The 20,343-nt window shown below is 65.3% G+C and carries 16 protein-coding genes and 2 pseudogenes; 7 read left to right on the top strand and 11 right to left on the bottom strand.

Translation table 11 applies throughout. From position 1 onward, the window contains the following. Nucleotides 1-198: 198 nt before the first annotated feature. The 3 genes from VXJ37_RS03370 to VXJ37_RS03360 form a co-directional block, all read right to left on the bottom strand. Entirely contained in the window at nucleotides 199-1,197 is a 999-nt protein-coding gene (locus VXJ37_RS03370; protein ID WP_331321640.1) for an aldo/keto reductase family protein, read from the bottom strand. Then, nucleotides 1,197-2,705 carry a glycoside hydrolase family 32 protein gene (locus VXJ37_RS03365; protein WP_331321639.1) on the bottom strand — a complete coding sequence of 503 codons (1,509 nt, stop codon included), beginning with the start codon at nucleotides 2,703-2,705 and terminating at the stop codon, nucleotides 1,197-1,199. Before VXJ37_RS03365 ends, VXJ37_RS03370 begins: the two co-directional genes overlap by 1 nt. 757 nt (nucleotides 2,706-3,462) lie before the next feature. Then, entirely contained in the window at nucleotides 3,463-3,831 is a 369-nt protein-coding gene (locus VXJ37_RS03360; protein ID WP_331321638.1) for a hypothetical protein, read from the bottom strand. 186 nt (nucleotides 3,832-4,017) lie between these two features. On the opposite strand from VXJ37_RS03360, the pseudogene VXJ37_RS03355 reads away from it, so the two are divergent. From VXJ37_RS03355 to VXJ37_RS03335, 5 genes and pseudogenes are all read left to right on the top strand, one after another. Continuing rightward, nucleotides 4,018-4,185 (top strand): annotated as a pseudogene (locus VXJ37_RS03355) (aspartate transaminase); the annotation flags it as partial. Continuing rightward, nucleotides 4,182-4,380: pseudogene (locus VXJ37_RS03350) on the top strand (SDR family NAD(P)-dependent oxidoreductase); the annotation flags it as partial. The pseudogenes VXJ37_RS03355 and VXJ37_RS03350, both read left to right, overlap by 4 nt. 46 nt (nucleotides 4,381-4,426) lie before the next feature. Next, a complete protein-coding gene (locus tag VXJ37_RS03345) occupies nucleotides 4,427-5,368 on the top strand; it encodes a 2-hydroxyacid dehydrogenase (RefSeq protein WP_331321637.1) in 942 nt (313 codons plus the stop codon). Next, nucleotides 5,365-6,135 carry an SDR family oxidoreductase gene (locus VXJ37_RS03340; protein WP_331321636.1) on the top strand — a complete coding sequence of 257 codons (771 nt, stop codon included), beginning with the start codon at nucleotides 5,365-5,367 and terminating at the stop codon, nucleotides 6,133-6,135. The genes VXJ37_RS03345 and VXJ37_RS03340 overlap by 4 nt, the downstream gene beginning before the upstream one ends. Beyond that, nucleotides 6,135-7,205: an L-idonate 5-dehydrogenase gene (locus tag VXJ37_RS03335; protein ID WP_331321635.1), complete on the top strand. Its 1,071-nt coding sequence runs from the start codon at nucleotides 6,135-6,137 to the stop codon at nucleotides 7,203-7,205. Before VXJ37_RS03340 ends, VXJ37_RS03335 begins: the two co-directional genes overlap by 1 nt. Nucleotides 7,206-7,377: 172 nt before the next feature. On the opposite strand, the gene VXJ37_RS03330 is transcribed toward VXJ37_RS03335, so the two are convergent. From VXJ37_RS03330 to VXJ37_RS03305, 6 genes are all read right to left on the bottom strand, one after another. After that, on the bottom strand, nucleotides 7,378-9,039 hold the full coding sequence (locus tag VXJ37_RS03330; protein ID WP_331321634.1) for a sensor histidine kinase: 1,662 nt from the start codon (nucleotides 9,037-9,039) through the stop codon (nucleotides 7,378-7,380). Nucleotides 9,040-9,212: 173 nt separating this feature from the next. Beyond that, nucleotides 9,213-10,340 (bottom strand): alkaline phosphatase family protein, encoded by a 1,128-nt coding sequence (locus tag VXJ37_RS03325; RefSeq protein ID WP_331321817.1) that lies wholly within the window; start codon nucleotides 10,338-10,340, stop codon nucleotides 9,213-9,215. A 2-nt stretch (nucleotides 10,341-10,342) separates the two neighbouring features. Further along, the gene (locus VXJ37_RS03320) at nucleotides 10,343-11,611 is read right to left on the bottom strand and encodes an alkaline phosphatase family protein (RefSeq protein ID WP_331321633.1); all 1,269 of its coding nucleotides are present in this window, start codon (nucleotides 11,609-11,611) and stop codon (nucleotides 10,343-10,345) included. Between the two features lie 188 nt (nucleotides 11,612-11,799). Beyond that, a complete protein-coding gene (locus VXJ37_RS03315) occupies nucleotides 11,800-12,537 on the bottom strand; it encodes a hypothetical protein (protein ID WP_331321632.1) in 738 nt (245 codons plus the stop codon). A 124-nt stretch (nucleotides 12,538-12,661) separates the two neighbouring features. After that, a complete protein-coding gene (locus VXJ37_RS03310; RefSeq protein WP_331321631.1) occupies nucleotides 12,662-14,638 on the bottom strand; it encodes an amino acid transporter in 1,977 nt (658 codons plus the stop codon). 286 nt (nucleotides 14,639-14,924) lie between these two features. After that, the gene (locus tag VXJ37_RS03305) at nucleotides 14,925-16,439 is read right to left on the bottom strand and encodes a CAP domain-containing protein (RefSeq protein WP_331321630.1); all 1,515 of its coding nucleotides are present in this window, start codon (nucleotides 16,437-16,439) and stop codon (nucleotides 14,925-14,927) included. Between the two features lie 171 nt (nucleotides 16,440-16,610). On the opposite strand from VXJ37_RS03305, the gene VXJ37_RS03300 reads away from it, so the two are divergent. Continuing rightward, entirely contained in the window at nucleotides 16,611-17,285 is a 675-nt protein-coding gene (locus VXJ37_RS03300; protein WP_331321629.1) for a DUF1345 domain-containing protein, read from the top strand. A 117-nt stretch (nucleotides 17,286-17,402) separates the two neighbouring features. Here VXJ37_RS03300 and VXJ37_RS03295 read toward each other — a convergent pair whose 3' ends face one another. Together VXJ37_RS03295 and VXJ37_RS03290 are read right to left on the bottom strand one after the other, a co-directional pair. Beyond that, complete coding sequence (locus tag VXJ37_RS03295) at nucleotides 17,403-18,920, bottom strand: sensor histidine kinase (RefSeq protein ID WP_331321628.1); 1,518 nt, start codon at nucleotides 18,918-18,920, stop codon at nucleotides 17,403-17,405. 29 nt (nucleotides 18,921-18,949) lie between these two features. Next, complete coding sequence (locus VXJ37_RS03290; protein WP_331321627.1) at nucleotides 18,950-19,660, bottom strand: response regulator transcription factor; 711 nt, start codon at nucleotides 19,658-19,660, stop codon at nucleotides 18,950-18,952. A 171-nt stretch (nucleotides 19,661-19,831) separates the two neighbouring features. Between VXJ37_RS03290 and VXJ37_RS03285 the strand changes: the two genes are divergently transcribed. Next, nucleotides 19,832-20,326, top strand: coding sequence for a hypothetical protein (locus VXJ37_RS03285; RefSeq protein WP_331321626.1), 495 nt, complete (start codon nucleotides 19,832-19,834; stop codon nucleotides 20,324-20,326). Nucleotides 20,327-20,343: the final 17 nt, after the last annotated feature.

The following is a 20,343-nucleotide window of genomic DNA, read 5'->3' as shown; positions in this document are numbered from 1 at the left end:
GCTGGGTGATGCCGTTTTAGCTAGGGAAAGTCAGGCGCAAAGCGAGCCGAGTAACTCGCGTTACCTACAACCTGTGATCTAAGTTACCCGCGTTACTTCCGGGTGTCAACAGGTTTTTCTGCGGTATGGCTAGGGCCCGGCTCCGTCCGGGATGCTGCCGCACAGCGCCCCGGCCGGAGCCCGGCTAAGCGTGACAGCTCAGGGCCGGGTCTTGAAGGATTCGACCTTTCCCGGATCCCTCTCGACCACCGGGCCGAGAATCTCATCGATCCTCAAGAGCAGTTCCGGGTCGAGTTTGACTCCCGATGCCTGCACATTGTCGACGAGCTGCTCGGGCCGCGATGCTCCGACGATGGCTGCTGAGACGTTGGGGTTCTGCAGTACCCATGCGATGGCGAAGGCTGCCATCGACAGCCCGGTCTCCTCGGCCAGGGGCTTCAGCTGCTGGACACGGGTGAGGATGTCCCCGCTGAGAAAACGGTGGTCGTTCTTGAGGTCCCCATTGTCGGCGCCGAACCGGGAACCTTGTGGGGCCGCGGCGCCGGGAGCGTACTTTCCGGTAAGGACGCCCTGGGCCAGTGGCGACCAGCAGATCTGGCCAATGCCCAGCTCCTCGCTGAGGGGCACGATTTCCTGTTCGATGACGCGCCAGAGCAAGGAATACTGCGGCTGGTTGGAGATGAGCTGGACGCCAAGTTCGTTGGCAAGGGTGACGCCGGAGCGTATCTCGTCCGTCGTCCACTCTGACACCCCGATATAGTGCGCCTTGCCCGCCCTGACGATGTCGGCGAAAGCCTGCATGGTCTCTTCCAGCGGCGTCTCGTAGTCGTACCTGTGGGCTTGGTAGAGGTCGACGTAGTCGGTTCGGAGCCTGCGCAGCGATGAGTTGATGGACTCCATGAGATGTTTGCGGGACAGGCCGCGGTCATTACGCCCATCCCCCGTGGGGAAGTAGGCCTTGGTGAAGATCTCGACGCTTTCACGGCGTGTTCCGTTGAGCGCCTCGCCCAACGCTTCTTCGGCGCGGGTTCCGGCGTAGGCATCGGCGGTGTCGAAGGTGGTGATGCCTAGATCCAGCGCCTGCTTGACGCACTGGGTTGCGGCGGCCTGGTCGATCTGCTCACCGTGGGTGAACCAGTTTCCGTAGGCGATTTCGCTGATGTACAGGCCGGAGGATCCCAGCTTGCGGTGTTCCATCAGGCTTTTTCCTTTCCTAAGTCGGTGAGTTGGAGCGCAGCCCCGGCCGTGCCCCCAGTGGAGTACAGAGTGAGGTCTGTTTGGGCACGGTCCGGGAAGATCAGTTCGGTCATGGTGACGAGCCCATCGTTTGCGAAAATTTCCACCGAGCAGCAGTCAACGAAGATCTGCAGGGTGTAGCTGCCGTCCTGTCCGGCAGCAATCGGCGCGCGGCTTATTGACGGGAAGGCGTCATGGAAGCCGGTGTCGCCGGAGCGGGTACGGTCCACGATGAGTTCTCCGCTGCCGGGCCGGATGCCGATCCTTGTCCCGGCCCTGCCGTCTGCTGACCCCCTGACCACAAGGCCAAATTCCTCGGAACAGCCTGGTGTAAAGGCGACGTCAACGCGCTGCACAGCTGCGCCGCCCTCAATCGGGGCGTGGCCGTCTAAGGTTACCCGCTGAACGGGGCGGGGTTTCGAAGCATCACTCACTTCCGGTGCGGGTCGTTGAACGAGCCTGGGTTGACCGTTCACGGAAACGAGGGAAACATCCCGCACCAGGCTCATGGGGCTGCGCCAGGGAGAGGTGGGAATGTGGTTGGCATACTGCCAGTTGTTCATCCAGCCAATCATCAACCGCCGGCCGTCCGGAACATTGCTGAACGAGACGGCGGCGTAGTAGTCCCTGCCCCAGTCGAGCCACTGGTAGTCAGGCACGCGGTCTGGATCCTGCATACCCTCGGTGAGGCTTGTCTCGGAGCTGAACGTGACGCCGTCGAACTCTCCCACAAAATATTGGCCTGCCGACCCGCCGTTCGGGCCTCCGGGGTTCATGTTCACGGTCAGGACCCATTTCATGGCCGCCGAGTCACCGTTCAGCGGCAGCTCAAAGAGGTCCGGGCACTCCCAGATCCCGCCGGTGCCGTTGGCGGGGCCGAAGGTGCTGAGGTATTCCCAGTTTTTGAGGTCTTCTGAGCGGTAGAGCAGGACAGCGAAGTCATGTGCTTCCACCGCCACCATGACCCAGTAGCTGCCGCCCGGCCCGTTGTAGCGGAAGACCTTGGGGTCCCGGAATTCCGGTGAGTTCCGGGTCAGGACCGGGTTGTTGGCGTACTTGATCCAGGTATAGCCGCCGTCAGTGCTCCACGCGATGGACTGGGCCTGCGTGCCTTCGTGAAGCGAACCCGGCTTGTACGCGCTTGTGTAAATGGCCACCAAGGGGTCCTGCCCGTCTGCGCCGAACCCGCTGGTGTTGCCGGTGTCCACCACGATGCTGCCGGAGTAGATTTCTTCGGTTTCATCGCAGGGAATCGCTACGGGTTGTTCCTTCCAGCTGACCAGGTCCGTGGAGGTCGCATGCCCCCAGGACATGTTGCTGTGCACGTTTCCGAAGGGGTTGTTCTGGTAATACAGATGGTAGATGCCCTCATGGAAGACCAGTCCGTTGGGATCGTTGAGCCACGTGTCCTTGGCGGCGTAGTGCATGGTCGGCCTGTAGGCCTCGAGGGTGGGGGCGACGCTGTTCATTGTTCTCTTTTCATGGCCGTGCGTGAAGTCCGGGAACCTGTGGAGGTGGCGCGTGCTTTGCACGCGTTCACTGCATTGGGTGAACGCCAGGGCCAAACTGAAGAAAGAATCTGGTTTGTGTCATGATGAGTTGTCTCTTCCTGTCTTCATCAGCAAGGTGAAGGGTGGGTTGGGGATATGCTCTTCGACGTTGATTTCGCGGTCAGACCGAAGAGCGTTGTAGCAGCGGACAGCCGGTCAATGCCGGATGGCAGTGAGCGGCTGTCCTGCTGTTACAACGGAGGGACTCCCGGCGCGCTTGTTCTTCCAGCACGGCGACGAGGGACTGCCGGACGCCCCACACTGCGGCCATCAGCTGCCTGGTGAGGCGAGGCTGGATTGACTAGGTCCCGGTTTAGGGCGGCGGTTTCCGCCATTGGATACTCCAGAGGTCTTCATTGAACTGGTGTTGCCACTGCTGGGATATTGGAGTGGAACAGTCTCGGTAACTCGCGTTACTTCGACATGTGATCCAAGTTACTCGCGTTACTTGCCTGCTGTCAACGGCGCTCGTCATGTGGATCGGAGAAAGCCGCAGGACTCTTCCCAACCCTCGCTACTCCAACGGTCGCCGAGGCTCTGCCTGACGCCGGCCTTGCGTTTAGCGCCCACCGCTGGTTCCGTACCCGGCTGCTGCCAGGCCACCCGCCGACCCACGCCCCTGGTCATCTTGCGGATTTCGTCGGACTTCAGGCCGCTTGCCGCTGCAAGGTGGTAGTCATCCAGCAGCCGGGACTTTCAGGCCGTCGCAGACGGCCTGGGCAACTCGCTCGTGCAGTTCGTTGGCCAGGCCACGCATCCGGCTGGACCGGAGGGCGATCATCTTTCGCTGCAGGGCCAGCAGGGCCAGGACTTCCCGGGTCCGGGCCGCGGCAGGTTCCGGTGTTGGAGCGCCTCGGTACCGGTAAGCGCGCGGGGCCTCGCTGCCTGTCCTGCTGCGTCCTGAAAGCGGATGCATCCGCCCGCGTGCCCGGCTGCCGTCCACCTCGGCTTCTGGGATCCATAACTGTTCCGTATCCGTCCGCCGGTCCTGCAACCGTTCGCGGGCCTTCTGAAGGCGCGTGCCCGCGGCCCGGTGGATCTGCACAAACGCGCGGGCCGCCGTCGTACTGTGCGCGGCGCTGTTGTCCGCTATGCACGTTAAGCCGCATCAAAGCCGGCCGGGCAATACCGAAAGTGCGTGGTGTTACAGGGCATGTTGTGGCTGGCCGGTCATAAGGGCTGCTTATCTGTCCATGCACTTTAGGTCTTTTCCAAGCCCGTCCTTCCCTAGGCTCGAATAAGGGAGCTCAAGGCGGAAGCCCGGCGGATCCTGGACCTGACGGTCGGAGAACCGGACTTCGATACCCCGCAGCACATCAAGGACGCTGCCATCGACGCCATCGGCCGCGGCGAAACCAAGTGCACGTCCGTCACCGGGACGCCCGAGTTCCGGAAGGCAGCCCCGAAGCCATGGAAGAAGCCTGGCAAACCTACTACGAAGGCTGCGAATCACTCACCACCGATGACATCGTCAACGCCCTTGATTACGCCATCGAGACCCCGCGGCATCGTAAATGTTGGCATGCTAGAACTTATGTCCACCTTCCAAGTGCCCGGCGGCCTCACCTTCGACTGCCGCGAACCCACCACCTAACCAGCCGCCCACGCACTTCAACCACCAACCGACAGGGCCCCACCCCATGCAGCATGTGCATACCGTAAGTTTCCCGGACCCCCAGCTCCTCGCTGACCTCTCGCCTCTCCCCGAAGGACTACAGGGCGTGGTCTGGGACATGAAGGACGCGCCAGGGGAGGAGCTGGGTGGCATTGACGGTGTCATCCTTCCCTACATCGATGCCGGGGCAGTGCTGGGTTCCCTGGGCAAGGTCGCCGACCTTAAGTTCGTGCAGACGCAGTCAACGGGGTTCGACGGCGTCTGCGAGGCTGCCGGGCCGGGCGCCGCGGTAGCAAACGCCTCGGGCGTCCACGCCGCAGCCACCGCCGAACTGGCCGTGGGCCTGATCCTGGCCAAGCTGCGTGGCATCGACCAGGCGGTCAAGGACCAGCAGACCGAAAGTTGGAAGCCGCAGCGCCGCCAGTCCCTGGCGGACCGTAGAGTCCTGCTGCTGGGCATCGGCGGGATCGGCAAGGAACTCGCCCGCCGCCTGGAACCCTTCGAGGTCACCATTACGCGGGTGGGAAGCACGGCCCGCACAGACGCGGACGGACAGGTCCACGGCCCGGAAGAACTGGTGGCCCTGGCCGCCAGCCACGACATCCTGGTCTCCGTCCTGCCCCTGAATGACGACACCCACCACCTGGTGGGCGCCAAGGTCCTGGCTGCCCTACCCGACGGCGCCCTGGTGGTCAACGTGGGCCGCGGCGCCGTCGTTGACACCGAAGCGCTCACCCGGGAAGTGGTCTCCGGGCGCCTGCAGTGCGCCATTGACGTGGTCGATCCCGAGCCGCTGCCGGCCGGCCACCCGCTGTGGGCCGCGGGGAACGCCCTGATCACCCCGCACGTGGGTGGCAACGCCTCCGCTTTCGAGCCCCGCATCCTCAAACTCCTCAAACGCCAGCTGGAAGCCCTGGCCACCGGCCAAACCCCCGCCAACCTCGTCCAGAAGGGACCTTTCGCATGAGCGCGTTGTTCGACCTGACGGGCCGTGTTGCCCTGGTAACGGGTTCCAGCAGGGGCATCGGTTCGGCCCTTGCGCGGGCGCTGGCCGACGCCGGAGCAACAGTGGTGCTCAACGGCGTCAACGAGGAGCGGCTGAAGGATGCCGCCGCGGCCATGGCGGCGGATTTTCCGCCGGGCCGCATCCACAACGTTGCCTTCGACGTGACCAATGGTGACGCCGCCGCCCGGAGCGTTGCGTGGATCGAGGAGAACGTGGGTCCGCTGGAGATTCTGGTGAACAACGCCGGGATCCAGCACCGGGTCCCGATGCTGGACCTGGACGTGGCGGACTGGGAACGCGTCCTCTCCACGGACCTGACCAGTGCCTTCCTGGTGGGCCGGGAGGCCGCCCGCCACATGATAGGCCGCGGCCGGGGCAAGATCATCAACATCTGCTCCGTGCAGACAGACCTTGCCCGTCCCACCATCGCCCCCTACATCGCGGCCAAGGGCGGGCTGCGGAACCTCACCCGCGCCATGACGGCCGAGTGGGCAGGTTCCGGGCTGCAGATCAACGCCGTGGCCCCTGGCTACATCCACACCGAGATGACCCAGAACCTGGTGGACGATGAGGAGTTCAACTCCTGGATCCTCGGCCGGACACCGGCACACCGCTGGGGCACCGTGGAGGACCTCGCCGGTCCTGTGGTGTGGCTGGCCTCTGACGGCTCCAACTTCGTGAACGGACAAACCATCTTCATCGATGGCGGAATGACGGTGGTGGTCTGATGCCTGCAATCACAGAAGAACTCCCGGCAACCGGGCCTGCCCTGGTGGCCCATGCCGCCGGTGACCTGCGCATCGACGAGGTCCCGCTGCCCCTGCCGGGGCCCGACGAAGCGGTGGTGGAGGTCCGGTACGGCGGTATCTGCGGATCGGACCTGCACTACTGGCTGCACGGTGCCGCGGGGGAGTCCATCCTGAAGGCCCCGCTGGTGCTGGGCCACGAGATCTCCGGCGTCGTGGTGCGCGCCGCCGCCAACGGCCAGGGACCGCAGCCCGGAACCGCGGTCGCCGTCCACCCGGCCACGCCCGGGCCGGGCGTGGCCAGGTACCCCGCGGACCGGCCCAACCTGTCCCCGGGGTGCACCTACCTGGGCAGCGCCGCCCGCTACCCGCACACGGACGGCGCCTTCAGCCGGTACGTCACCCTGCCCGTGCGGATGCTGCGGCCCCTCCCAGTGGGCATGAGCCTGCGCACCGCCGCCCTGATCGAGCCGGCGTCCGTGGCCTGGCACGCCGTCTCCCGCGCCGGGGACGTCCGTGGAAAGAGCGCGCTCGTCATCGGCTCCGGACCCATCGGCGCCTTCGCCGTCGCCGTCCTCAAGTGTGCCGGCGCCGCCCGGATCACCGCCGTCGACCTCCATCCCAAGCCCCTGGAGATCGCCATGGCCGTCGGCGCGGACCACGTGATCAACGCCGCTGACACTGAAGCCATCGCCGCCGTGGAGGCCGACGTCGTGATCGAATCCTCCGGCAACCACCACGGCCTGGCCTCAGCCATCCAGGGGGCGGTCCGCGGCGGGACCGTGGTCCTGGTGGGGTTGCTGCCCACCGGCATGCAGCCGGTCCCCATCTCACTGGCCATCACCCGCGAACTGGACCTCAAAGGATCCTTCCGCTTCAACGACGAAATCGATCAGGTAATCGCTGCCCTCGCCGATGGCTCCCTGCACATCGAGCCCGTCATCACGCACCAGTTCCCGCTGGCCGACGCCCTGCACGCCTTCGAAGTAGCGAAGGACTCCACAGCCTCCGGCAAGGTCCTCCTCAGCTTCGGCGGTGGGGAGGTCCAATGACCAAGGTACAGGGACGTGGTGCGCTGCATAAGGCGGCTGGCCAGTTGCCATTGCGCTGCGCCGGTTGCAGAAAAGGCGCGCTCCACTCGCTGAGCCGCCCTTCCACAAGCGTCCTTGACCTTCCCGCCGGCCCGCTTCCCGCCGCCTCTGAGTAGATGAAACGCAAGTCCGGCTACACGGGAGCCGGGGTGAGAGCCTCCATGTCGGCGGCCGGAAGCGTGATCGCCGCCGTGGTCCCGTGTCCCGGGCTACTGGCGAGAACCACGTGGCCACGGTGGTTTTCCATGATGGACTTGGTGATGGCCAGACCCAGGCCGGCGCCGGGGATGGTGGAAGAGTGTGCATTGGCAGCACGGAAGAAACGCGTGAAGGCCTGGTTGAGTTCTTCTTCGGTCATGCCGACCCCTGTGTCAGTGACTTCGCACCGGAGCTCGTGGCCGGTGGCGTGGACCTTGACGGTGACTTTGCCGCCGTGGGGCGTGTATTTGATGGCGTTGGAGATCAGGTTGTCGATGGCCTGACCGAGGCGGTCGGGGTCAAAGTGGCCGGTGGCGGGGCCGTCGACGAGAAGTTCGAGGGTTATGCCTCCGGCTTTGGACCGTGGTAGGGCGGCCTGGACGCTCTGGCTGGCGACGTCGCCGAGGTCAGCGTGCCGCGGGTTGATGGCGATGGCGTCGGATGCGATTGTCAGGAGGTCGCCGACCAGGTGCAGGAGCCGTTCGGCGTTCCGCTTCGCGACGGTCAGGTATATCTCAAGGTCGGGGTCAAGGTCGTCCTCGTCCAGGGCCAGATCCATGTAACCAAGGATCGAGGTCAGCGGTGTCCGCAGTTCGTGGGAGACGCTGGAAACGAACTGATCCTTCGCGGAAAGCGCCTCGACCAACGCTGTGACATCGGTGAACGCAAGGACCGCTCCCCGGTGTACGCCCCGGGAGTCGCGGATCAACCGGCACGTCGCGGAATAGGCCCTCTGGTTGGCTCCGTTGTCGGCCCAGATCAGTTCGTCTGTGAAGGACTCTCCTCGTGCTGCCCGGAACCCGGGGCGTCGCTCCGGAGGAAGTGGCTGCTTCCGGTCAGGGCCGTAGACGACAAAGCTCGGTGGTTCATCGGATAGCTGCCGGCCGGTCAGGGTCCCTTCGAAATGGCGGCTGAAGTGTTGGTTCGTGAGGATGGGCCGCCCTTGGTCGTCGAGGGCGCAGACTCCGACGCTCACTGTGTCCATGACGCTACTGAGTAACCGCTCCCGGTCCTCGCTTGCCGCCAGCAGCTCCCGGACCTCCGCGCCGCGCGCCTCCAGTTGGCGGCGTTGCAGGTAGAGCGCAGTGGTGATCGCGTAAGCCGTGAGCGCGATCGCCCCGAGAATGATGGGCAGGAGCAGGATCCGGATAAAGTCCGGGCCCTCGAAGCCGGTGCCGAGCAATACCGGGGGCAGGACTGTACTGAGGATGGTGGCGAGGACGGCGATCAGAACGCTGCTGCGGCGCCGGTCGGTGGCCAGCCATACGACGGGAAAGACCAGGAGGAAGCCCAGAACGGTGAGGTACTGGTCGGCGGCCTCACGCGAGACCCCGACGGCGATGCAGTCCAGGACAGGGATGACGAGTACGGCCCGTCCTGGCAGGCGTCCCCACGGCACCACCGCGCAGGCGGCAAGGAGCAGCACATGTGCCCCAAGACTCCAAAGAAACGGCCCGGAAGTATCCATCTGTGGATTCAGGATCAACGTGAGGACCGTGACCAGCAGTATGGTCGTCGACAACGGAAGCTGGAACAGCACCGCCCGGCCCCTGGGACCCAACTTCCGGTAGTAGTCATACAACGGCTCAAAAAGCATGGTCTCCCCTACCTGCTCTGAACATTGTAAAGGAGACCTACCCCGCGAGGCCGCAAATCAACACCGGTAGGCGACAATGGCGACCAGCACTGCCCGCGTCCACCCCTTCCCCGTTCCGGCCGCAGCCCGGACTCCCGGGTCAGCTCCCTGAGCCGTCCCTCCCGTCAGACCGGTCAGACCGTGGCGTTGTACACGTCGAGGCCGAACCGGTTCAGTCCGGGCGTCCCGGCGTAGCCCAGGTACGGCAGGCCAAACGTATCCTCGATGCTGGCGAGCAGGCTGTAGTGGTTGTACGGCGTGGTGGACCAGGTGCCTCCCTTCGTGAAAGGGGAGAGGACAAGTGCGCCTACACGGCCGCCGCCCATCCCGGTAATGCCGGGCAGCGCGGCGTTGGGGCCGGGGCCCTCGCCGCAGCAGGCGCTGGCGTCGGACTGCGGCCCGTCGGACTCGTCGAACGTGATCACCAGGACGCCGTCCTGTTTGAAGGCGGGGGAGGAGGTGATTGCCGGGACCCACTTTTTGAGCCACTCATCGGCGCCCGCCAGGCCGCCCGGCTGCCCGTCCACGCAGGGTGAATCGTGCCCGTCATGGCACAGGTTCGGGGTGATCATCGACAGGTTTGGGGTGGTGGAAGCGGAGGCGAGGTCTGTTGTTAAGGCGGTCAGGTCGACGTCGTTCGTGGCACAGTCCGGGGATCCGGTAATTCCCGCGAAGTACACGAAAGGGTTATGCCGGGCAGCGTACTGGTCTCCCACCCTTGCCTTCTGGGTGTCATCGACGGTGCCCAGTGCCGGGTGCCGGCATGCAGTGCCCATGTCCTCCATATAGCCTTTCCACGTTTTGCCGGCATCCTTCAGCTGCCCGGCAACGGTGGGGACTGTGGCCGGGAAGACGCAGCCGTCACCGACTGCCTGTCCGGGGCTCGCGGTGCCGGTGCCCACAAAAGGTGTGTAGGTCTGGCAGTCGGCCTGCATTTGGGGGTTTGGTCCCTGGCCCGAGATCTGCGCTACGTAGTTTGGCTGGGAGTTGTGCGCTGTGCCGTAGTACTGGTTGAGCAGGACGCCCTGGCTGCGGAGGGTCTGGGACAGATACGGCGCGGCCGACGCCGGGCCCCAGGTTTCGTCGTATCCCTTGTTTTCGAGGTTGATGACAAAGACGTGGTTGGCTCCTGGCAGGTAGCCCTGGGCTGCGGTGGCGGCAGCCGCGGAAGTAGCGGCGGCAGGGTTGGAGGTGAGGGCAGCGCCGCCGATGACGGCGGCGGCAAAGAGGGCGATGACTGCACCGGCGGCGCGGAGTTTCATTTTCACGGGAGCTTCCATCCGTCGGCGAGTGCTTTGTCTTTCAACCCGGACCATTCCTCGGCCGGTGGCGGCCCGACCGGCGTGCACGCGGGGCCGGCCACGAAGGGCGGGACCAGGTAGGTGGGAGCAGCCAGGTTTGGGGGTGTTCCGAAGTCCAGGACCTCCGCGATATTGCGGGCGGCCTGGTCCCGGGGAGTCAGGGGCGGCAGGTTCCAGCGCCACTCGATGGCCTTCAAAACAGAGGTGTGGTCGTAGACGTCGTGGGCAACGTACCGGCGGCGTGCGCGGGGTGAGACCACAAGGGAGGGAACACGGAAACCGCGCAGTGCTGTTTGGGAGCTGGTGTCCGGGGCTGTCGCCGGAGGCACGTGGTCGTAGAAGCCGCCCCATTCGTCGTAGTTGACCACCAGCATGGTGCTGGCCCAGCCCGGCCCGGACGTGACCGCGTTGTAGACCTCGGCGAGGAAGGTTTCGCCGGAGCGGATGTCCGCGTGCGGGTGGTCGTCGCCGGAGGTTCCTGAGCCCTCGTCCGTGAAGCGCGGGTCAACGAAGGAAACGGAAGACAGAGTGCCTGCCGAGCAGTCTGTGAGGAACTCCGCGTAAGGGCGGGAGATGCCCTGGTACTTGGTGCCCCACAGTGCAGTGAAGGGGATGTCTCCGTAGTAGTACTTACCGGAGACCCCCGCCGAAGCCAGGCTGTCCCAGATGGTGGGAAGGGTGGAGGTGGTGGAGGAGTTGTGGATCCGGTCGGTGGCGGCGGCGTGCTGGTAGAAGCGGTTGGGGTAGGTTTCGGCCATGGTGGCGGCGAAGTAGCGGTCGCAGACGGTCCAGTCCGGGCCGGCCTGCCGCCAGAAGTCAAGATCCGGTTCGTTGTAGTAGCCCACGGCGAACTCGTCGTTCTCGCCCGCCCGCAGCCAACCGTCGTTTTTGCCGTTGTTGAACTGGATCCGGCCGCCTTCGTAGGAGTGGTCCGGGTCCGGGTGGCCGCAGCCCTGGTAGTCGGTCAAATGGTAGGTGGAGTGGGGGATACCGTAGCGGTCCGTGTAGCTGAGGCCGGACTGCGTGCCGTCAGCACCGGGCATCCAGCCCAGGAAGTGGTCGAAGGAGCGGTTTTCCATCATCACCACGATGATGTGCTCGATGCCCGAGTCAGCGGGCGCCGGAAGCGTGGACGGTGCGGCGGCGGCTGGCTGGAAGGCGCTGCCGGCGGCCAGGGTGGTGGCGGCAGCGGTTCCCGCAGCGCCAAGGAAGCGGCGTCTGGAGAGGTTCACGTCTGGTTCCTTGCAGGTGAGGAGGACAGCGACGCGGGCACGCCCCCACCATGGGCCGGTCACTGGACCTGAAGTTACTGGTCGGTAAGATTTTGCGCTCACCAGTAGATCACAGCCTCGTTGCGGTCGTGGCTGAAAACAGAGGCTGTTCACGGAGAGTTCACTGGACGTTCCCGCTCACGCCGGAACTACATGCCCAGGTCCTTTTCGGCGGTGACCCAGTTGGTGGCGATGGCCTTTTGGGCTGCTGCGAGGGTTATTTTGTGAGCGCAGACTGCCTTGTTCAAATGGGTCTCGATGGCGTCTTTGGGGTTGGTGGTGCCGGTTGCTCCGGCGCGGTTGGGTTCAGGCCAGAGGTTAGAGACAGCGTTGGTGCCCCCGAGTTGGAGCGAGATCAGGTGGTCGTATTCGGTGGTGGACGCGCGGGTCTGGCCATACTGGGCCAGGCTCAGGGCTTTGGTTTTGTCAGTGTCCGAGGCGGGGGCCCGGACCGTGACCGTGTAGCCGGACTTGCAGATGGTAGCGCCCAGATTGTCCTGGGTGACCGCCGGGTCCACCGCGCCGGGGGTGCAGGCCGGGTCCGGCAGGTACAGCCCTGCGGCGGCGTCGATAGTGCGTGCCTTGCACTGTCCTGCGGCCAGGTTCAGGTCGATGGCCACATTGCTGGGGGAGTGGACGGTCTTCACTGCCGGGGCGTTGCCGGGCAGCGGACCTGCGGGGATGGCAGAGACTGTCGGGGCGGTCCCGTCGTCGGCGTCCTGGCCCTCTGTGCTGTCCTCGTCATCACCCTGCGGGGCCGGGGAGGCGTTGGTGCCGGGTGCCGCTGCCTGGTGCTTCTGGGTGATGGCAAAGAGGAAGCCGACAATCACCAGGCCGGCGATGAGCAGGGCGGCGAGAAGGGCCAGGCGGGAGCGGGAGAACGTCATGACTCACTTGTGTACGGCGGGTCAGAAGAACATGCCCGGGCAGCCAGCAGGGAAAAGGGGCGCCGCAGCGTCCCCTTCCCTGTTCTACCCCGCGAGTAGCGTCCGCCTCGGTGCGCCGCGCCGGTCAGCCCACGTGAATGCCGGGCCGGGCCGCCCTATCCGGTTCCGTCTCCCGAAGGATTTCCCGCACCAGGGGAGGGGTGTCGCCCTGGCCAAGGAACAGATAGCGCATCAGGTGGTTGACCGGGCTGCCCTCGGACCATTCGAAGTAGCACTGGGGTTTTACCCCGGTCGAGTCCCGCAGGGCCAGCAGGACCGCGGCGATGGCGTTCGGCACTGCGGGCGATTTCACCCGGAGGACCCGGTAACCCTCGACCTCGATGCCATCGACGCGCAGCGTGTGGCTGAAGTCTGAGGGGTCAGAGATCTCGACTTCAAGGAAGACGACGTCCGCCGGGCCCGGCACGGGGTTTAGTCCGCGCTGCTCAAATTCCTTCTCGGCGTATTCGGCCTTGTCACCGTGCTGCCGTTTGTTGGCGATGATGTGCAGTTGCCCGTCGAAGGCGATGGAGTCGGTGATGAACTGGCGGGCGGCGGCATCGAATTCGATGGCGTCCACCCGCAGCTCCGTGGTCCGGGTAACCCTGGACACCAGGGAGACGGCGATAATGCCACCGATGAAGAAGGCCGAGATGAGGATGCCGTCGGGTTTTTCGATGACGTTGGCGCCCAGGGCGTAGAGCAGGATCAGCGTCAGGATGCTGAAGCCCACGGCCCCTGCCCGACTGCGTCGCCGGATGGCAGAAACGGTCACGGCGACCGCTCCGGAAACCATCATGGCCAGGATTCCGGTGGCATACGCCCCGGCCTGGGCGTTCACGTCCGCGTTGAAGGCAACCGTGATGCCGATGCTCAGCACCGTGTAGACCAGCACCACCGGACGAACGGCACGGCCCCATTCCGGGGCCATGCCGTAGGCGGGCAGGTAGCGGGGCACGATGTTGATCAGCCCGGCCATCGCCGAGGCCCCGGCGAACCAGAGGATCAGCGCGCTGGAGATGTCATAGACGGTGCCAAATCGGGCGCCAAAGAGTTCGTGGGCCAGGAACGCGAGGGCCCGCCCGTTGGCCTGCCCGCCGTCCTGGAATTCCTTGGCAGGAATCATGACGGTGGTCAGGAAGCTGGTCGACATGAGGTAGACGCTCATGATCAGCGCGGCGGTGGTGAGCAACTTGCGGGTGTTGCTGACCCGGGATGCCATGACTTCATCGGGCGTGGATCCGGTTGCCTTGATCAGCGGCATCATTGACACCCCGGTTTCGAACCCTGACAGACCCAGCACGAGCAGGGGGAAGGCAAGGATGGCCGGGCTGACCAGGCCGATCGGCCCGCCGCCGCTGGAGAGCAGCCGGTCCGTCCAGCCGCTCACCAGGGAAGGGTCCGCGGCCAGGTGAACGAAGCCGGCCACCACGACGGCGGCGTTGAGCAGGAGGTAGACCGCCACCAGCGGGATCGCCACCCCCACAGCCTCGTTGAAGCCGAGCAGGAACACCCCGCCCAGGATCAGCAGCAGGACGACCGTGATAATGACGCCCCAGCCTTTGAGTGCTTCGGGAATCAGCGGGTTCTCCAGCAGGTGCACTGTCGCATCCGCTCCAGAGAGGGTGATCGTGATGATCCATGAGGTCGCCACGAACCCGAGGAGCAGGAGGACGAAGAACTTTCCGCGCCAGAACGGCAGAAGCTTCTCCAGCATGGCCACCGACCCCTGGCCGTGCGGGCTTTCCTTGGCGACTCTGCGGTACATGGGCAGCATGCCCAGCAGCGTCAGGGCAACTATCAGCAGGGTGGCCAGGGGTGACAGCGCGCCGGCGGCCAGGGCCGCGATGCCGGGCAGGTAGGAAAGCGTGGAGAAGTAGTCGACGCCGGTCAGGCACATGACCTTCCACCAGGCGTTGGGCTTGTGGTCCTCTTCCGCCTCAGGGCCGGTAGGGGCCACTTGATTGGCGAGCAGCCAGCGGACCAGGGGGTTCCGGTCCGGGCCTGGCTCCTGTTTGAGGTCAACGTGAGCCGGGATGGCGTGGTCAGCAGGGGTGTTCATCGGGTCTTTCTGTTGGGGCGGAGCCACAGACCCGGGGCGGGGCCTGTGGAACCGGGGCAAGTCCGGTCCGGGAGTGCAGGGCCTGTACTGGTCTTACCCAGCATCGGAGCCCGGCAAGCAGGTCGGCGCCGATTTGGAGCCGGAAAGCGGTACTACGGGATGTGTCGGAAGCTCATTTTGGCCATTGTGTGCCGAGCAGTCCGTGCCGGTCCCCGGTCCCCGGACATGACAGCACCCCTCCCTGCAGGGCAGAAAGGGGTGCTGTGGTGGGGCCCGGCCTGGGCCGTCAGTAGGTAATACCGGTTCCGGCAGGTCCCCAATGGATGACGCCGTGCTGGTAGTTCTGGGCCACGTTGCCACCCGGCCCCGTGGAGTACTCGCCGCTGGTGGGGAAACCCAGCGTTCCAGTGGGTCCGCCGGCGTTGCGGTACAGACTGCCGATACCGCCAAAGACGTAGTGCCCCCCGGAGTCCGGCAGCCAAGTGATGAAACCGCCCTGGTAGGTCTGGTAGACACCGCCGTTGGCGGGGATCTCTCCGGATGACGGGTAGCCGAGGACACCGTTTTCGAACCCGGTGGACTGCCAGATGCTGCGGATGCCTCCGACGGAGACCTGCGTCCCGGTAGCCGGTGAGTACAGCAGTGCGCCGCGTTGGAAGTTCTGGTACGAGCCGCCATCGCGGATCGGGGTGATGGCGCTGGTGGCCGCCCCGAGGTAACCACTGTTCTCCAGGTACTTGGCGACCATCACGCCGGAGACAACCTGGGTCCCGGCGGCGCTGTGGGTAATGACGCCGTTCTGGTAGGTCTGGGCGGTGCCGCCGTCGACGTTGTAGATCTCCGAGACCGGGTAGCCGAGGATCCCGGACTCATACCCGGTCGCGCGCCAGGCGTCGCGGATCGGTCCCGTCGAGATGTGGGCGCCGGTGGCCGGAGACCATAGGACCGCCCCGCCCTGGTAGTTCTGGAAGACGCCGCCGTCCTTGATCCCTGCTACCTCGTCCGTGGTCGGGTAGCCCAGGATGCCGTTCTCGAACCCGTAGCCGGCCCACAGGGTCCGGATCGCGCCCCTGGAAATACGGGCACCGGTAGCCGGGGAGTAGAGCAGGGCGCCGTACTGGTAGTTGCGGTACGACCCGCCGTCCTTGAGGCCATAGACCTCAGGGGACACCGGCAGGCCCAGGGCGCCGTTGATGGCCGTGGCCTTCTGAGCCAGCGGCGTCTGGGTTGCAGGTGCAGGTGGGGAGGGGGCCTGGGTCGTGGAGTAGGCCGCCATATTGGACACCATCAGGTGCCAGCCGGCGTATGGTCCGGTCGAGGGGACGACGTAGCCCAAACCTGCGTCGGTGCCGCGCGGATCCAGCATTGCCGCCTTGTGTCCCGGAGAGTTCATCCACCAGTCCACCAGCTGGGCCGGGCTGAAGTTGAAGCCAACGTTCTCCCGGTACCAGGTCGCGCCGGCCGGGATTTCGTTCCCACCCGCGTCAGGGCGGTGGATGTTGGCAAAGCTCCAATTCGGGTCCATCGTGGCGACCCCCAGCTGGTTGGCCCAGTCCTGGGAGACGTCGGCGATCTTCTGGTTCCAGACGAACGGCCGGACACCAGCCTTGACCCGCTCGGCGTTGATCAGGTCGAAGGTCTGCCTGGTGAAGGAGTCAGCGTAGGAAGTGGCCGGGACGACGGCTGGCGCCGTAGCTGGTGACGGAGCCGCATTGGAAACGGCAGCGGTGGTGAGGGTTCCGGTCAGGGCAAGGAGCAGACCAAAGCCTGCTGCGGACATGCGTATGGGACGTGTTTTCATGAGCCTTCAGGGGAGTGCTGGGCGGAGCGCCGGGAGACAGGTCAAGTCTGCACGGGCACCCGCGGCAAAATGGCAGAGTTGGGGTGATGCCGGGAGAAGCCTTCGCAAATCCTGCGGAAACCTCTCTCGAGATGCGCCGACACTCCCCGGGCGGGGTGTAATGATCGATTCATGAGTACAACTGACATTGGCCGCGGACAGTCATCCCGCTTCAACACCTTGGCCCACCATTCCCGCTTGCGGGTTCTTGTGATGCTGGTGGTGGGCCTTGGTGTGGCACTGCTGGTCGGCGCGCTTAAGTCCTGGGCATATGCTCCGGCGATGGGTTGGGCCGCCGCGTCCCTGACCTACCTCATCTGGGTGTGGTCCGTCATCGGGGGATTGCAGGCGGAGGCCACCGCTGCACACGCCCGACGCGAAGACCCGGGCAAGGGCCCTGCCGACGTGCTGGTGCTCACCGCCACTATTGCCAGCTTTGCCGGGGTGGCGTTGATCCTGATGGACGCATCCGATGCCCAGGGAGGAACGAAAGCAGCCGTCATCGCCATGGCCCTGGGCAGCGTCGCGCTTTCCTGGTTCCTTGTCCACACGCTCTTTACTCTCCGCTACGCTTCCATCTATTACAGGGACAAAGCCGGCGTGGATTTCAACGAGGACAAGCAGCCCCGCTACATGGACTTTGCCTACCTGGCCTTCACTGTCGGCATGACCTTCCAGGTCTCAGACACCGACCTGAAAACCGATGCCATCCGCGGGACTGTACTGCGGCAGGCGCTGCTGTCATACCTCCTGGGCACCATCGTCCTTGCCACAACCATCAACCTTGTGGCCGGACTCATCCACTAGCGGAGCAGTCGCCCCCGCGAGGGCGTTCGGGGTGCAACCCAGGAGACTGTGGCCGTGGACAGGCCCGCAGCTGTCGCAGTGGGACGGGGGAGCACGTCCGAACAGTCCCGTTGAGTTTCAGGGACCGGAGCCGGGAATGATCGATGGGCCGTTGTCGGTTGCCGGGCGCCGTGAGGGCGGAGCAGGGGTGCGGGGGAGCCGGATGCAGAAGCAGGCGCCGTTTTCGGTGGGGTCGGGTGGTTCCACCGTGAGGTTGAGATTCATCCGCTGCGCGAGTCGGGCCGCGATGGACAGGCCGAGTCCGCTCCCGGTGGGGCGCTCGCCGTTGTAGCGGCGTGCCAGGGCGCCGCGGTTGAAGGCGACGGCGGCGTCCTCGGGGGTGAGGCCGGGGCCGCTGTCCCGCACCTGGATCGCGACGACGCCGCAGGTGCCGGCCGGCCAGTCACCGGGCGTGGTCGGATCTGCGGGGGAATCCTCCAGTCCGGCGCGGAGGACGAGGGGCTGTCCGGGTGGTGTGATGCGCAGTGCGTTGCCTATGAGTCCGTCGATGATTTGGCGCAGCCTTTGTGGGTCCGTGGTGACAAGCAGGGGTTCCCCGCTTTCTCCGTGCGGCAGTTGAAGCGTGAGTTCCACCCGGGCCTGCGTGGCTGCGGCCTGCCATGCCCGTTGCACCTGTTCCAGGAGTGTGACGACGTCGACAGGCTGGAGGTCAACTGCGAAATCGTCTGCTTCCAGGCGGGCCAAGGCGAGTAGATCCCGGACGAAACCGTCCAGTCGGTCTGTCTCGGCCGACAGGGTCTGCCCCACCCCGACGATATCTTCGGGCGGGATCAGTCCGTCTTCGAGCGCCTCGGCGTAACCTCGCATCGCGGTCAGCGGTGTGCGGATCTCGTGGGATATGGACAAAAGGAACTCACGTTGCCGGCTTTCACTGGCCAGCAGCGCATTTTCCAGGGTATTGATGGCGTCTCCTACGGCGCGAACTTCGGAAACTCCCGCAGGTTCAAGATGCACCGTCCGTTCTCCGGCGGCCATCCGCCGTGCTGCGGCCGCTGTCGTGACAAGCGGCCCGGAAAGCCGGCGCGCCAGCAGCGTACCAGCCAGAACTGCGATCAACAGGCCAGCCGCCAAGGCAAGGACCGTTCGCTGGAGGAGCTGGGCTGAGGCGGCGTTCACCTCATCCAGTGAGCGCGTCAGGACGATTCCGCCGCCCTTGCCCAGGGGGCGCCCCTCCACGAGGAACTGAAAGCCGCCTCGGGTAAGGGTCAGGGAAATCTTTTGCCCGGAGAGCACTTGATGGGCTTCGCCCGGACTCAGAATCTGTGCCGCTGGCCCGCTCACGGCGCCGCCAGGGCTGATGGTCGACAGGTCGTAGGTATCAGGTCCAAGGAGGTGGCGCTCACGCAGGTCCAGCGCCTCCGAGGCAGCCGGGGCTGCGGCAAAAGCATCAGCTTGACGGGCGAGTTGCTGTCTGGCCTGCTCCGCGGCGGCGGACCGGATCAGGGGAAAAGCGGTGGCCCCGGTGACGAGCACCGCCAGAATGGCGACGGCGGCTGTAACGAGAGTGATGCGACCGGCCAGTGAGCGCAACCATGCCCCGGCTGCGTTCGCGCGGTCCTGTCGCTGGCGGGCCACGGGTCTGCCGTTTCCCTGATTTCGGCCGTTCACATTCGATCCCCGGTGGCGGAGTATCCAACGCCGCGGAGGGTGCGGATGGGGTTGCCAGCACCGAGTTTGGAGCGCAGCTGGGCGATATGCACGTCCACGGTGCGCCCGGCCGTATAGCCGGCCTGCCCCCAGACGGCCGAGAGGAGCTGCTCGCGGCTGAATACCCGTCCGGGGGCGGCCATCAGATAGGCGAGCACGTCAAACTCCCTGGCGGTCAGCTCCACGGCGGTGCCGTCCACGCTGACCCTCCGCTTGTCCTGGTCCAGGGCCACGGATCCGACTTGCAGGACCTTGGTATGCGGGACCCCACCGCTGCGGCGAAGGACCGTCTTGAGCCGGGTAACCAGTTCACGCGGTGAAAACGGCTTGGTCATGTAGTCGTCGGCGCCGAGCTCCAGCCCCAGGAGCATATCCACTTCATCGTCCCGGGCCGTGACGAAGATGATCGGTGTCCAGTCATCCCGGGCGCGCATCCGCCGACAGACCTCGATCCCGTCGATGCCGGGCAGGCCGACGTCGAGTACAACCGCGACGGGCTGAAGGCCCCGGATCTGGTCCAGGCCACCTTCGCCGGTCGTCTCGACGTGGACACCGAAACCCGCGCGACTCAGATAGAGGCGCTGCACGTCAGCGATCGCACGCTCGTCTTCGACGATCAGCACCAACCCGCGGGACGGCAGGGCGCCGTCGGCTGTTGATTCTTCCATCTCTCCATTGAACGCTCCGGCGGCCTGGTAAAGAGACAGGCGGCGCGTACTTTACCTTCCTCTTACATTCACCGAACACGTGCCGGACATCGGGCCGCCACAGTAGAAGAGTAAACAAGTCCGGACCGGGACGTGATCTGTCCCGTGTCCCAGGATCAATGAGGAGAAGAAATGAAGAATCCCCATATACCCCGCAGCCGGTCCGGTCGTCTTCGGGGCGTCCGTGCAGGCGTCGCCGCAGGGGCTGTCCTCATCGGGGCAACCGTCCTGGGGGCAACAGCTGCCACAGCGGACAGCCAGAACCCGGCCCCTTCCCCCAGCCCGTCCGCCCCGGTGCAGACCGGGAAAGGGGCACCGCACGCTAAGCACCCGTTTGCCCAGATCCTCCGCACGGAGTTGAGGGTCGACATCCGTTCCGCGACCGGGTTCGGGGACAAAGCCCACGAGATCGCCTACGTCCTGATCCATCACACGGCCGCCTTCAGCAAGCTGCCCGAAAATCTGCAAACGGACCTAAAGACCCTCGAAGCAGCACCAGCCTCAGAGCGTGACAGCGATGCAACGAAGATCAAGGAAACCGCGCTGAACGGCGGCTACGGAAGCCAGATACAAAAGGAAGCAAAAACGGTTCAGGCCAAGGCAACGCAGGCACCCGCCAAGCCCTAGCACCCCCCAGCCTGCCG

Origin of the sequence: Pseudarthrobacter phenanthrenivorans (assembly GCF_036455295.1) — a bacterium.
GTDB classification, from domain to species: domain Bacteria; phylum Actinomycetota; class Actinomycetes; order Actinomycetales; family Micrococcaceae; genus Arthrobacter; species Arthrobacter phenanthrenivorans_C.
This window is presented reverse-complemented; position numbering and strand designations above follow the sequence as displayed.